Raw genomic sequence first — 12,976 nt, forward strand, 5'->3', positions numbered from 1 at the left:
CCGCCGGCGGGCTGCCCGACGATACTGGCGATCATGATCAGGGGAATTCGGCTGTTGCTGCGCGGCTCCACTTACTCAGGTGTGCTGTTCGCGTACTGCGGCGCGTTGGCGAGCCTTCCGCTGCTGCCTTTCGCCTTGCTGCCGGCGCTGTCGTGGCGCTCCGCCCCCGAGAGCGTGCAGGTCGTCGTGGTCCTGCTGGTCTGGGCGGCGCTGGTCGGCGTGGTCGGACTGGCACACCCTGTACGGCGAGCGCTGGTCGCGTCCGCCCGCCGGCTGCTGCGGGTGCCGCTGCCGAATCCGGTGGCCGGCCGCCGCGCCTCCGGTTCGCTCGGCCTCGACCGCTGGCGGACCCCGCTCTGGCTGGTCCTGCACATGGCCGCCGGATGGACGGGGGCGCTGGCGGGCGGGGTGCTGTTCATCATGGGTCTCTCACTGCCGGGGAACTGGCTCGGCGGCGAGGTGCGGGCGAGCCTGTTCGGCACGTCGGTCCGAGTGTCGGGCGGGTGGAGTTGGGTGGTGGCTGCGGCGTGCGTCCTGCTGGCGGTCGCTGTCTGCGTGCTGGTGACGAAGGCCCTGCGGTGGTCGGCGCCACGGCTGCTGGGGCCGTCGGCGGCCGAACGGCTCGCGCTGGCTGCCGAGCGGGAACTGCTGCTGGCCGAACGCAACCGGATCGCCCACGAGTTGCACGACTCGATCGGGCACACGCTGACGGCGGCCACCATCCAGGCAGCGGTGGCCGGAGAGGTGCTCTCCGCCGACCCGGCTGCGGCGCGGGCCGCCATGCGCAGCATCGAGGAATCGACGCGGGCCGCGCTGGAGGACCTGGACTACGCGCTCGGAGTACTGCGCGAGGAAGAGCCGGGGACGGCACCGACCCGGACCCTGGCCGACCTCCCCGAACTGCTGGAACGGCTGCGGCACGCGGGCGCGGTGGTGGAACCGGAGCTGTCGGGTGAACTGGCGCGGGTGCAGGGCACGCTCTCCCGAGCGGCGTACCGGATCCTCCAGGAGGGGCTGACGAACGCGTTGCGCCACGGGGCGGGCGGCCCGATCGAGGTCCGGGTGGCGGCCGGACCGGACGGGCTGGACCTCACCGTGGTCAACCGGACCGGGACGCGGAGGGGGCCGGGCTCGGGAGCCTTCTCGACCTCCGGCCACGGTCTGCCCGGACTGGCCGAGCGCATCCGGCTGCTGCACGGTGAGTTCCGGTCCGGCCCGGACGGGGCGGGGCACTGGCGGCTGGCCGTCCGGCTGCCGGTACGGGCGTCGGCGTGAGTGGATCCGACGCGGACCGAGGTACGGCCCTGGCCGCAGAAGGCTCCGCCGTCACCCTCCTGATCGCGGACGACGACGAGGTGACCCGTAGCGGTCTGGGCATGCTGCTCGCCGCGCAGCCGGGGATCACGGTGGTCGGCGAGGCCGCCGACGGCGTCGAGGCGCTCGACCGGGCCCGGAGCCTACGGCCGGACGTGGTCCTGATGGACGTCCGAATGCCGCGTCTCAACGGGATCGACGCCACCCGCCGACTGCTGGCCGAAGCGGCCGACCCGCCGAGGATCGTGGTGATCACCACCTTCGAGAACGACGGCTACGTCACCGCCGCCCTCAGCGCGGGCGCCAGCGGCTTCGTCCTCAAGCGCCTGCCGGTCCGCCAGATCGCCGAGGCGGTACGGGTGGTGGCGGCGGGCGAAGCGGTCCTCTTCCCGGCCGCACTGAGTCGCATGGTCGCCGCCCGCCCGCTGGGCTCCGCAGAGGCCCTGCCCCAAGCTGCCCTGACCGGCCGGGAGGAGGAGGTACTGCGCCTGATGGCCACCGGGCTCTCCAATCCGGAGATCGCGGAGTCCCTCACGGTGAGCCTGGAGACGATCAAGACCCACGTCGGAAACGTGCTGACCAAGCTCGGCGCGCAGAACCGGACCCACGCGGTGGTGATCGCCTACGAGTCCGGCCTGGTGGTCCCGCGCTTCGCCGGCTGACCGGCTTCCGCTCCTCTTCACGGCCGCCCGCACGGCTCTCCGGTCTCGGTCCTGGTCTCGTTCAGCCCCGTCCGGAGCTGTCCGGACGAGGCCATCCCACCTACTCCACCACAGGTCAGGGCGAGTACGGCTCTCGCCGAACCGCCAAGCGAACGTGGAAAGCGTGTGGGGGGCAACCCCTCACGAGTTCGCATCTCGTATCGTCCGCCATTGCTCTCACCGGGCAATACGTCGAAGGGCCCCACCGCTTGCAGTGGGGCCCTTCGACGTTCACGGCCCGATCGCCGTTTTCGGTCCGCGTCGGCAACTCGTCGACGCGACGCTTCACACCTTGTGCGCCCGTCCCAGTCGGAGGGCGGAGACGAGGAAGAAGACGCCGCCGAGGAAGGCGTAGCCGGCCAGGTTGTCGAGGGAGGCTCCGGCCTTGCCCGCCGCGGCGAGGAACGAGGCGCCGGCGAGGGTGGAAATGGCGCCGCTGGCGATCATCGCCCACTGGCCGCCGAGTTGACGTCGGGCGGCGCCCACGACGAGCTGGACGATGCCCGCGGTGACGGCCCAGGCGCCCCAGACCCGCAGGACGGCGGGGATGCCGGAGGTGGCCGCGGCGGCGAGGCCGATGCCGGTGAGGGCGCTGAGCGCGATGTTCACGTACAGGGCGCGCAGCGGTTGGCCGTTCGCCCGGGCCGACCTGATGTCGACGATCGCGCAGGCCACGTCGAACAGGGGATAGACCACCAGGAGCGTGACGGCGAACGCGCTCAGCTCGTCGGCCGTCGCAAACAGCAGGGCGGCCCACACCGCGGCGAACGCGAAGCGCAGGAAGTACAGCTTGCGCAAGGCAGCGGGAACGGTGGTGGGCGCCGTACCGACGAGGGTGTCCACGGAAGTTCCTTTCACGAAAAAGCGAGTGGGTGTCGGACGACCAAACACCGAGGGAGAACGTTCTGTCTCTTTCATGGTCGAGGGGCGGGCCGACCCTGTCAAGACCGAACGTTCTCCCTCACCCCTGGGGTAATCTGGCCGCATGAGCGAAGGCGGAGGAGGGAGCAGTACGTCAGCGGCGCGAGCGCGGCTGCTCGATACGGCGACCAGAATCTTCTACGCGGAGGGCATCCACTCCGTCGGCGTCGACCGGATCATCGCGGAGGCGCAGGTCACCCGCGCCACGCTGTACCGGCACTTCACCGGCAAGGAGGAACTCGTCCTCGCCTACCTCGGCCAGGCCGACCGGGGGATCCGGGCGGGGACCGACATCGCGCGGAAGGGCGAGGAGTCGGCGGCCGACGCTGTCCGCGCGGTCTGCCGGTTCATCACCGGAGGCATCAAGGGCCCTGGCTTTCGCGGCTGCGCCTTCCTCAACGCGGTGGCCGAATACCCGGACCCCGCCCATCCCATCCATCAAGCCGTCCTGGACCACCGCCAGTGGTTCCTGGAGACCGTCACCGAGTTGCTGGCGCAGGTCGGCGACCAGCCCGCTGACGAAGCCGCCCGCCACCTCGTCATGCTCCGCGACGGAGCCATGGCCGCGGGCTGCCTCTTCGACCCGGAGTTGATCTCCGAGACCTTCCTCCGCGGCGCCGAAGAGATCCTGCGGGCACGCGGAGCCTGAGCGGCCTCGGCCGGGCCTCCGCCGCCGCGGGCCCACGACCTCGCACGCACCGTCACCGTCACCGGCCTGGCCGGACCGGGCAGTGGTACAGCCCGGTGACCGGCAGCTGAAGGCCCGCACGGTCTCGGTTCCGGTCGCATTCACCGGCGTACGCCACGGTTCGGCAAGCGTGCACCCGCCGACGATGTCGCAGGTAGGTACGACGTCCTACGCGTCGGAGAGCAGCGGGTCGTAGGGGGTCGAGCGCTGACGACCCGACATGAAGGACAGGAAGTCCCGTACGAATGCGCTCCGGGAGTAGCGCCCTTCGGCGTCCAGGACGGTCCGCCCGAAGCCCCGCCTGAACAGGAGGCGGTACTCCTCGGCGTCGATGAACTGGTCGCCGTCCTTGTCGGTGACAGCAAAAAGAACCTCGGCCACCCTGATCAGCGCCGGTCCTGCCAGCGACGGGGCTGCGGCCGCGTACTCGTCCTCGCTCACCCGGCCGTCACCGTCACTGTCCATGGCCGCCTGAAGTTCCCTCCACCACGCCGCGAACGCGTCGTACAGCCGGGTCTCCTCCGGCTCGTCCAGGTCGAGACGGGAGCAGAGTTCCCGGGCCATGGCGGCGAGGTCGGGCCAGTCCAGACAGCCGTCCCCGGTCTGGTCCAGCACCTCGGTGAAGAAGACGCGGGCACTGCGCCGGCTCTCGGGGCCGACCGCACTGTCCCGTGGGGCCGGCACCGGTGTGATCAGCCGGATGAACGCGCCGGCCCGTTTCGTCCGGGCGCGCAATGCGGCGAGTGCCTCGGCGCAGGGGCCGTCGCCGTCCGGCGACAGCTGGAGCAGACCGACGACGTTCTCTGTCTGAATCCAGTGGTCGGGCAGGGCTCCGGCCAGGCGGGCGGCAAGGTAGGCACCCTGCATCAGGGTCTGCGCACCAGGAACCTCCGGCAGTCCCGCCCGCCGGCGGAAGACCTCGGGGAGGGAGGCGACGGTGACGGTGCCGATCACGGGTCCCGCCAGCGCACGTCCGGTCGCCCAGACCGTGGGCAGACCTGCGAACAGCGGCGGCGCCGGTAGATGTTCGAAGAGCTTGAAGAGGATGATGCGCAGCGCCTCGGTGTTCTGCAGTTCCTCCGCGACCATGCGGTCGTAGTACTGCCAGAACTCGGGCAGGGTGGGCGGGAGGTGGCCCGCTTCGTCCCCCAGGGCGGCGAGAAAGGCCTGGAACTCGGCGTAGAGCCGTTCCATGGTGATCTGGTCCAGGGGCTGCCCGCTCAGTCGGCACATGGTGACGGAGCTCTCGAAGAGCGTCGCGACCACCCAGGCGCGCACTTCGGGGTTCATGGCGTCGTAGGGCCGGTTACTCGCGTCCGTCCCGTTCAGCCGTGTGTGCAGGCGGTTGAGCCGTGCCGCCTCCCGCTGCCGTGTGGGCTCGTCGGCGCCGAACATGCGTTGCAGGCTCACCAGAGTGTTGCTCAGGCGTCGCCACGGATGCACGACGAAGGAGGAGTTGTCGGCCAGCGCGGCACCGATCTGCGGGTGGGCGGCTTCCAGCACCGTGGCCCTGACGACGGCCAGTGCCCAACGGGGGTCGTTGAAGAAGCGGTGGAACTGCGACTCGGGACCGAACAGGGATTCGGTCGGCGGGTCGGTGGCCTCTCTGTCGGGGCCTTCGTACGGGCCCGAGGCGTCGGGGGCGCCGTGCGGGCCCGAGGCGTCGAGGTCCTCGTGGGGGCCCGTTGCTTCGGGGCCGGTCCGCGCGGAGTGGCTGCTGTCCGTGTCCTTCACCTGCGGGGCTCTCCGTTCGCTTGCGGGGTCACGCCGCCGAAGCGGCGGTCGCGGCTTCGGTAGTCGTGCAGGCACTCCAGGAAGTGCGACGCACGGAAATCGGGCCACAGCACCGACGGGAAGGTCCACTCGGCGTAAGCCACCTGCCAGAGCATGAAGTTGGAGATGCGCTGTTCACCGGAGGTACGGATGACGAGGTCCACGTCAGGCGTGTCGGGGACGGGCAGATGAGCGGCGAAGCGTGCCTCGTCGACGGCATCGGCGGACACCCCGGCACGGATCAGGGACCGTGCCGCGGACACGATGTCCTGGCGCCCGCCGTGGTCGAACGCCACGGTCAGCGTCATGCCCCGATTGTTCTCGGTGAGTGTCATCAGGTCGGCGAAGTCCTGGGCCAGGGCGGCGGGGATCCTCGGGTCCCCGGCGCCCAGGAATCGGCAGCGGATTCCGCGGGCGTGCAACAGCGGCGCGTGTTTGCGCACCACGCGGCGCACCAGACGCATGAGGAAGTCGATCTCCTCGCCCGGCCGCCGCCAGTTCTCGGTGGAGAAGGCGTACAGGCTGAGCCACTCGACCCCCGCCGAGCGCGCCGCCTCGATGACGTCGATCACCGTGGTCTCGGCCGCCCGGTGCCCTGACGTCCGCGGCAGGGAACGCTGCTGCGCCCACCGGCCGTTCCCGTCCATCACGCAGGCGACATGGCGTGGCACCGGCCGCTGCCGTACCCCGCCGGACCCGCCGGACCCGCCGGATCCACCGGACCGGCTTCCTGCCGGCTGCACCGGGACGGCTGGTGGAGCGGCGCCTTCCGATCGTGTGCCGACGCCGTCGGCCGGCTCACCCCTCACATGAGCCCGTCCGGATCGTGCTGCTCCACTGGATGTCATCGAAGCGCCCCCGTCGACTCGAGTCCGCAGGCTCCACCGAGGCGGATGGCGCACCCCCCGTTGCTCCTCACATTCAGCAGAGTGGCGGTGCCCGGTCCCCGGCGCATCGCGATGCCGGCCTCTTCACCCGTAGCACGTCAGTCGGAGGACACCGACGGGATGGGTCGCGGACAACGAAACCTTCGCTGTCCGCGACATGGCGTCAGCGGCTCACCCGCCACCGCCGTTCGGTTGGGGGGCGAGGTCGAGGGTGAATGCCACCCGGTCGAGCCCGGGGCCGTCGTAGTCCCGCTTCACGGCGGACGCCGTAAACCCGATGCTGGCGTGAAAGGCCCGCGATGCGGTGTTCTCCGGGCTGGTGATGCTGTGCACGTAGCGGCGCCCGTGAGACCGGGCCAGCGCGAAGAAGGACCGGTAGAGGGACCGCCCGACGCCTCGTCCGCGCAGGGCCGGGTCGACGCCGACGAAGTGTACGTAGGCGGCATCCGGCTCTGTCTGAGACAGGAAGCCGATCAGGAAGGCGACGATCTCCCCACCGTCGTCCTCGACCAGACAACTGGACGCGGTGAAGTGCTGGAAGTAGAGGCGGGGCAGGAGCAGCGCGCGTTCCGTCGCGCCCGCTTTCCCCTTCAGGCCGCCCCACCACGTGTCCAGGACGGCGAGCACGCGGGGGTGGTCCTCTTCGACGGGGCGCCGCGCCTTCAGGCCGACGGGAAGGTCATCGATCATCTGCGCAGTCTGCCAACGCACGGGCCGCCTCGTGAGTGTGTCCGGGTGAAAGCCCAAGGCGCGCACGCGACAACGCGACGGCCCAGGGGGTGGACAGCCCGGATGGTGCACGAGATGTTGGCTGCCCCCGCCGCCCACGGTGACGCTGAGCGGGACGTCTCCGGGGTCCCACGGGCGCGGACGGACCCGCGCCGGCCCCGGGGTGGCGGAAGGAGTCACACCATGAGGGTCATGCTGCGGGCACAGCTGGACACCGGGCTCGCGAACGAAGCGGTCAAGAACGGCACCCTGGCGACGATCATGCTGTCGCTCACGGAACGCCTCAAGCCGGAGGCCGCCTACTTCGGCCCGAGCGAGGGCAAGCGCAGCTGCACCTTCGTCTTCGACATGCAGGACAGCTCGGTGCTGCCCTCCATCGCGGAGCCGCTCTTCGAGGGACTCGGCGCGAAGATCGAAATCCAGCCCGTCATGAACACCGACGACATGAAGAAGGGCCTTGCCGCCCTGCAGCGGGGCTGACCCAGGGCTTCACATCGGCCCCGCACCACGGCGTACGCCTTCGGAGGCCGCCCCCTGTCACCGGCCCCGCCCCTGCCCCTGCCCCTGGGCCGTTCCGGGAATTCTCGGGGATTGTGGAAATCCGTCCGGCGCGGTGTCGAGAACCGTCGCCCCGCTCCGACGTCCCCTGTGAGAGTCGCCCCACGAGGGGGCGGCCGGTAGGCAGAGGGAGCGGGATCATGAAGTACCTCGTGATGGTGACGGGCTCGCAGGCCGACTACGAGGCGATGCGCGGGAAGGCGTCCGCCGACAGTCCGGCCTGGAGCGAGGAGGACGTGCAGGCCATGTTCGCGTTCATGGGCGCCGTCAGCAACGATCTTGCCGAGACGGGCGAACTCATCGATGCGCAGGGCCTGGTCGAACCGGCGAAGACCCGGCACGTCCAGGCGGGTGAGGACGGCCGGCCGGTCATCACCGACGGTCCGTACGGGGAGACGAAGGAGCTGCTCGCCGGATACTGGGTGCTCGACTGCGAGAGCCTGGAGCGGGTCACCGAGATCGCCGCGCGCGTCACGCGGTGTCCGGCGCCCGCCGGTGCACCCGCCCGTCCGGTGGTCATCCGGCCCATCGACAGCGGCGGAGGCGATGTGTGAAACGTACGGCCGAGGTCGAGGACCTGTTGCGGCGGCACGCCCCGCAGGTCCTCGGCGCGCTGGTGCGACGTTACGGGCACTTCGACCCGGCCGAGGACGCGGTGCAGGAGGCCCTGATCGCCGCCGCCCGGCAGTGGCCGGAGCAGGGGGTGCCGGACAACCCGCGTGGCTGGCTGATCAGGGTGGCCTCGCGCCGGCTCATGGACCGGCTCCGCAGCGACGCGGCCAGGCGGGCGCGCGAGGAACAGGCGGCCGCGCTCACGCCCAGGGACGCCTTCACCGCGTCGGCAGCCGACGAGCCCGTGCCGGGCGGCAGCCGGGCCCCTTCCGAGGACGACACCCTCACCCTGCTCTTCCTGTGCTGCCATCCGGACCTGGCCCCGGCCGCGCAGATCGCCCTGACACTGCGGGCCGTCGGCGGGCTGACCACGGCCGAGATCGCCCGAGCGCATCTGGTGCCGGAAGCAACGATGGCGCAGCGGATCAGCCGGGCGAAGCGGAAGATCCGGGGTGCCACCTTCGTCCAGCCCGTTCCCGCCGACCGGGACCGACGGCTCGCGGCTGTGCTCCAGGTGCTGTACCTGATCTTCAACGAGGGCTACACGGCGACGTCGGGACACGCCCTGCACCGCGCCGGCCTGGCCCGGGAGGCGATCCGGCTGACCCGTTCGGTCCGCCGGCTGCTGCCCCGGGACGGCTCGGTGACCGGTCTCCTCGCGCTGATGCTGCTGACCGACGCCCGCAGCGCCGCGCGCACCGGGCCGCACGGCGAACTGATCCCGCTCGACGAACAGGACCGCACCCGATGGGACCGGGCCGCCGTCGCCGAGGGGCTCGCCCTGGTCCAGGAGGCACTGGAAGAGGGGCCCGCCGGGCCCTACCAGGTGCAGGCGGCCATCGCGGCGCTGCACGACGAGGCCGCCCGTGCCGACGACACCGACTGGCCGCAGATCCTGGCGCTGTACGACGTCCTCGTACGTATCGCCCCCGGCCCCATGGGCGAACTGAGCCGGGCCGTCGCCGTCGCCATGGTGCACGGGCCGCGGGCCGGGCTGGCCGAGATCGACGCACTCACGGACCGGCTGGCGGGCCACCACCGGCTGGACGCCGTCCGCGCCCACCTGCTGGAACGGGCCGGCGACACCGAAGGCGCCCGCGCCGCCTATCGTTCGGCAGCCTCCGCGACACTGAGCATCCCGGAGGCCCGGTACCTGTACGGACGCGCGGACCGCCTCGACGGCTGACGGGGCCGCGACGGGCCCCGACCCCGCCCTTCGCGCCCGGGAAGCAGCGGAGAACAGCGGCAAACGGCTGCAAACCACAGCACCGGCGGTGGTTTCACTGGCCGTCGCCGCCCCGGCTCGCAATCATCGGCTCCATGACCAACAGCAACAAGGGCCAGGACCTCACCCTCCGGATCGCTCAGCAGCCGGAGGCGGACGAGCTTCTCGCGCGCAGCCCGCTCGCCGCACTCGTGGGCATGCTGCTGGACCAGCAGGTGCCGATGGAGTGGGCGTTCTCCGGTCCGTACGCACTGGCGCAGCGGATGGGCGGGGCCGACCTGGACGCCCATGAGATCGCAACATACGACCCCGAGGCCTTCATCGAACTCTTCACCGACAAACCCGCTCTGCACCGCTATCCGGGGTCGATGGCCAAGCGCGTACAGCAGCTGTGCCAGTACCTGGTGGCGCAGTACGACGGCGAGGCGAGCATGGTGTGGAGCGAGGCCACCACGGGGGCGGAGCTGCGGAAACGGCTCAACGCCCTGCCCGGCTTCGGCACCCAGAAGGCGCAGATCTTCCTGGCGCTGCTGGGCAAGCAGTTCGGCGTCCGGCCGCCGGGCTGGCGGGAGGCCGCGGGGGCGTACGGGGAGGCGGACTCCCGCCGTTCGGTCGCCGACATCACCGGGCCCGAGTCACTCGCCGAGGTCCGCGCCTTCAAGCAGGAGGCCAAGCAGGCGGCGAAGGCCGCGAAGGCGGCCGCCAAGGCCAGGTGAGCCCGCCCCGGGCTCCGCGCCCCCCGGCGCTGCGCTCTACCGTCGGCGGCGGGCCGTCCCGAAGAGCGAGCGCGAGATCTCCCGGCCCAGCTGCGTCCCCGCGGACCGTGCCAGCGACTTGAACATGCCGCTGCCGACCACCTGCCGCACCAGCGAGGCGTCTTCACCGGGGCCTTCCGGGGAGGAACGCCGTGCGGACGGCTCGCCGGACGCGACCGCCTCGTCCACCGCGGCCCGGTCGGCGGCCTCGGCGGCGGACCGGTCTTCCGCATCCGGGGCCGCACTCAGCTTCTCGTACGCCGACTCCCTGTCCACAGCCTGCGCATAACGTCCGTACAGCGAGGAGCTCTTCACCGCCGCGTCCAGCTCCGCCGCCGGGCACGGGCCCATCAGCGACTGCGGGGCGCGCAGCCGGGTCGCGGCCACCGGCGTCGGCGCGCCCCGCTCGCTCAGCACGGTGATCACCGCCTCGCCGGTGCCGAGACCCGTCAGCAGCTCCTCCAGGTCGTACGGCGAGTGCGGGAAGGTCTTCACCGTCGCCCGGAGCGCCTTCGCGTCGTCCGGGGTGAAGGCCCGCAGCGCATGCTGCACCCGGTTGCCGAGCTGTCCCAGGACGTCGGCGGGGACATCGCGCGGCGTCTGCGTGACGAAGAAGATGCCCACGCCCTTGGACCGGATCAGCCGCACGGTCTGCGTGATCGACTCAAGGAACGCCGGGGAGGCCCCGTTGAACAGCAGATGCGCCTCGTCGAAGAAGAAGACGAGCTTGGGCCGGTCCGCATCGCCGACCTCCGGAAGGTCGTGGAAGAGGTCCGCGAGCAGCCACATCAGGAAGGTCGAGAAGAGCTGCGGTTTGTCCTGCACCGCGGCCAGTTCCAGCACGGAGACGAGGCCCCGCCCGTCGGGCGCCTGCCGCAGCAACTCGGCCGTGTCGAATTCCGGTTCGCCGAAGAAGTCGGCCGCACCCTGTTGTTCGAACGCGGTGACCGAGCGCAGGATCACCCCGGCCGTGGCCGTGGAGAGCCCGCCGATGCCCTTGAGTTCGGAGCAGCCGGTGTCCGAGACGAGGAAGGCGACCACCGACCGCAGGTCCTTGAGGTCCACCAGGTCGAGCCCCTTGGCATCGGCGTAGTGGAAGATCAGGCCGAGCGACTGCTCCTGCGTCCGGTTGAGCCGGAGCACCTTGGCGAGCAGGACGGGACCGAAGCTGGTGACGGTCGCCCGCAGCGGAATGCCGGGGCCGATGCCGCCCAGCGCGTAGAACTCGGTGGGGAAGGCGGTGGCCGTCCACTCCTGCCCGACCTGGCCGGCCCGTTCGGCGACCTTGTCGCCCTCGGCGCCCGGTGACGCGATCCCGGAGACGTCGCCCTTGATGTCGGCGAGGAAGACCGGCACCCCGTTCGCCGACAACTGCTCCGCGATCAGCTGGAGGGTCTTGGTCTTGCCGGTGCCCGTGGCCCCCGCGACGAGACCGTGCCGGTTGAGCATGCCGAGCGGGATGCGGATCTGTGCGCCGGGCAGGCACGCGCCGTCCCAGAGCAGCGCGCCGAGGTCGAGGGCGGGTCCCGCCATGTCGTATCCGGCCGCGATCTCCCGCGCCTGCGGCGGAAGTGCGCCGTCCACGCCGGTACCGCCGCTCGCACCACCCTGTGCGCGCCCGGCTGCGCCCCGGCCCGCGCTGTCGCTCTCGTTCACCACGGCCTCAATTCCGGAATGGACGCTTATATGCCTCCTCGGACAGCATCGCAGTCCGGCCCGTTGGCTGCGCCTGGAGGCTCTTGACCGGTAGGCTTTCCGTGTGATCTTCAAGCGCATCGGAAATGGGCAGCCCTATCCCGACCACGGCCGGGAAAGCACCCGGCAGTGGGCGGATGTCGCGCCGCGCCCGGTCCGCCTCGACCAGCTCGTGACCACCAAGGGCCAGCTGGACCTCGAAACGCTTCTGGCCGAGGACTCCACGTTCTACGGCGACCTGTTCGCGCACGTCGTGAAGTGGCAGGGCGACCTCTATCTGGAGGACGGACTGCACCGCGCGGTCCGCGCCGCGCTCCAGCAGCGCCAGGTGCTGCACGCCCGCGTGCTCGAACTCGGCTGAGCGCCTCCCGCCCGTTGCGTTCGACTCCGGCGGGGTTCGTTCGGGTGCTTTCGCACCCGGACGGGTGCGATCCGTCGATCATCAAATAGTCATCATCACCGGGTCGCACTACGCTGCGCCCATGAGCATGCTCACTCCCCCCGGCATGGGCGGAAAGTACCGCATCACGGGTGACAAGTACCCGCGCATGCGGCGTCCCCGCCGCCGCGGCAAACTCGTCCTCACGACCATCGCCTCCGTGGTCGCCCTCGGGCTGGCCGGATGGGGCACGCTGCAGCTCATCGATGTCTTCACGGGCGGCGACAAACAGGCCAGCGCCGCCGACCGCAAGGCGGACTGTCCGACCGCCAAGCCGTCCGCGCCCGCGAAGGTCCTGCCGAAGCCCGCGAAGATCACGGTCAACGTCTACAACGCGACCCCGCGCGGCGGACTGGCCAAGGCCGCGGCCGACGAGCTGAAGAAGCGCGGCTTCACCATCGGCAAGGTGGGCAACGCCACCGCCGCGTACGACAAGAAGGTCGCCGGGACCGCCCTGCTGCTGGGGGCTCCGGGCGCGGTCAACGGCACGTTCCCGGTGCTCGGCACGCAGCTGCCGGGCGCGGCGACGAAGACCGACGCGCGCAAGGGCACGGACATCGATCTGATCATCGGTACGAAGTTCAAGGCGTTCAGCACGCCGCAGGCGGCGGCCACCGCGCTGACCGCCCTGACCAAGCCGGCCCCGGCGCCTTCCTCCTGCTGAGGAACGGACGGGGGG

14 protein-coding genes and 1 tRNA gene are annotated in these 12,976 nt (G+C 71.2%); 10 read left to right on the forward strand and 5 right to left on the reverse strand.

Annotated features, from left to right (window positions below):
* Positions 1 to 33: 33 nt before the first annotated feature.
* From OG538_RS17290 to OG538_RS17300, 3 genes are all read left to right on the forward strand, one after another.
* Positions 34 to 1,275 (forward strand): sensor histidine kinase, encoded by a 1,242-nt coding sequence (locus OG538_RS17290; RefSeq protein ID WP_406094561.1) that lies wholly within the window; start codon positions 34 to 36, stop codon positions 1,273 to 1,275.
* Positions 1,272 to 1,976: a response regulator gene (locus OG538_RS17295; protein WP_406094563.1), complete on the forward strand. Its 705-nt coding sequence runs from the start codon at positions 1,272 to 1,274 to the stop codon at positions 1,974 to 1,976. Before OG538_RS17290 ends, OG538_RS17295 begins: the two co-directional genes overlap by 4 nt.
* Before the next feature lie 118 nt (positions 1,977 to 2,094).
* Positions 2,095 to 2,186 (forward strand) — tRNA-OTHER (locus OG538_RS17300).
* Positions 2,187 to 2,300: 114 nt separating this feature from the next.
* Here the strand turns inward: OG538_RS17300 and OG538_RS17305 are convergent.
* Entirely contained in the window at positions 2,301 to 2,858 is a 558-nt protein-coding gene (locus OG538_RS17305) for a hypothetical protein (protein ID WP_406094565.1), read from the reverse strand.
* 142 nt (positions 2,859 to 3,000) lie between these two features.
* On the opposite strand from OG538_RS17305, the gene OG538_RS17310 reads away from it, so the two are divergent.
* Positions 3,001 to 3,585 carry a TetR/AcrR family transcriptional regulator gene (locus tag OG538_RS17310; protein ID WP_406094567.1) on the forward strand — a complete coding sequence of 195 codons (585 nt, stop codon included), beginning with the start codon at positions 3,001 to 3,003 and terminating at the stop codon, positions 3,583 to 3,585.
* A gap of 207 nt (positions 3,586 to 3,792) precedes the next feature.
* On the opposite strand, the gene OG538_RS17315 is transcribed toward OG538_RS17310, so the two are convergent.
* The 3 genes from OG538_RS17315 to OG538_RS17325 form a co-directional block, all read right to left on the reverse strand.
* Complete coding sequence (locus tag OG538_RS17315; RefSeq protein WP_406100184.1) at positions 3,793 to 5,202, reverse strand: oxygenase MpaB family protein; 1,410 nt, start codon at positions 5,200 to 5,202, stop codon at positions 3,793 to 3,795.
* A 152-nt stretch (positions 5,203 to 5,354) separates the two neighbouring features.
* A complete protein-coding gene (uppS, locus tag OG538_RS17320) occupies positions 5,355 to 6,068 on the reverse strand; it encodes a polyprenyl diphosphate synthase (RefSeq protein WP_406094569.1) in 714 nt (237 codons plus the stop codon).
* Between the two features lie 387 nt (positions 6,069 to 6,455).
* Positions 6,456 to 6,974 (reverse strand): GNAT family N-acetyltransferase, encoded by a 519-nt coding sequence (locus tag OG538_RS17325; protein ID WP_406094571.1) that lies wholly within the window; start codon positions 6,972 to 6,974, stop codon positions 6,456 to 6,458.
* A 222-nt stretch (positions 6,975 to 7,196) separates the two neighbouring features.
* On the opposite strand from OG538_RS17325, the gene OG538_RS17330 reads away from it, so the two are divergent.
* The 4 genes from OG538_RS17330 (at position 7,197) to OG538_RS17345 (ending at position 10,124) form a co-directional block, all read left to right on the forward strand.
* Entirely contained in the window at positions 7,197 to 7,493 is a 297-nt protein-coding gene (locus tag OG538_RS17330) for a hypothetical protein (RefSeq protein WP_406094573.1), read from the forward strand.
* 218 nt (positions 7,494 to 7,711) lie between these two features.
* A complete protein-coding gene (locus tag OG538_RS17335; protein WP_406094575.1) occupies positions 7,712 to 8,125 on the forward strand; it encodes a YciI family protein in 414 nt (137 codons plus the stop codon).
* Complete coding sequence (locus OG538_RS17340) at positions 8,122 to 9,369, forward strand: RNA polymerase sigma factor (RefSeq protein ID WP_406094576.1); 1,248 nt, start codon at positions 8,122 to 8,124, stop codon at positions 9,367 to 9,369. Before OG538_RS17335 ends, OG538_RS17340 begins: the two co-directional genes overlap by 4 nt.
* A gap of 134 nt (positions 9,370 to 9,503) precedes the next feature.
* The gene (locus OG538_RS17345; RefSeq protein WP_406094578.1) at positions 9,504 to 10,124 is read left to right on the forward strand and encodes an HhH-GPD-type base excision DNA repair protein; all 621 of its coding nucleotides are present in this window, start codon (positions 9,504 to 9,506) and stop codon (positions 10,122 to 10,124) included.
* A 36-nt stretch (positions 10,125 to 10,160) separates the two neighbouring features.
* Here the strand turns inward: OG538_RS17345 and OG538_RS17350 are convergent, their stop codons facing one another.
* Positions 10,161 to 11,696, reverse strand: coding sequence for a helicase HerA-like domain-containing protein (locus tag OG538_RS17350; RefSeq protein ID WP_406100186.1), 1,536 nt, complete (start codon positions 11,694 to 11,696; stop codon positions 10,161 to 10,163).
* 226 nt (positions 11,697 to 11,922) lie between these two features.
* Between OG538_RS17350 and OG538_RS17355 the strand changes: the two genes are divergently transcribed.
* Both OG538_RS17355 and OG538_RS17360 read left to right on the forward strand, forming a co-directional pair.
* Positions 11,923 to 12,219, forward strand: coding sequence for a type II toxin-antitoxin system VapB family antitoxin (locus OG538_RS17355; RefSeq protein ID WP_073736427.1), 297 nt, complete (start codon positions 11,923 to 11,925; stop codon positions 12,217 to 12,219).
* 145 nt (positions 12,220 to 12,364) lie between these two features.
* Positions 12,365 to 12,961 carry a LytR C-terminal domain-containing protein gene (locus tag OG538_RS17360; protein WP_406100188.1) on the forward strand — a complete coding sequence of 199 codons (597 nt, stop codon included), beginning with the start codon at positions 12,365 to 12,367 and terminating at the stop codon, positions 12,959 to 12,961.
* The last annotated feature ends 15 nt before the right edge of the window (positions 12,962 to 12,976 follow it).

This window comes from Streptomyces sp. NBC_01013, assembly GCF_045162765.1.
Lineage (GTDB): Bacteria > Actinomycetota > Actinomycetes > Streptomycetales > Streptomycetaceae > Streptomyces.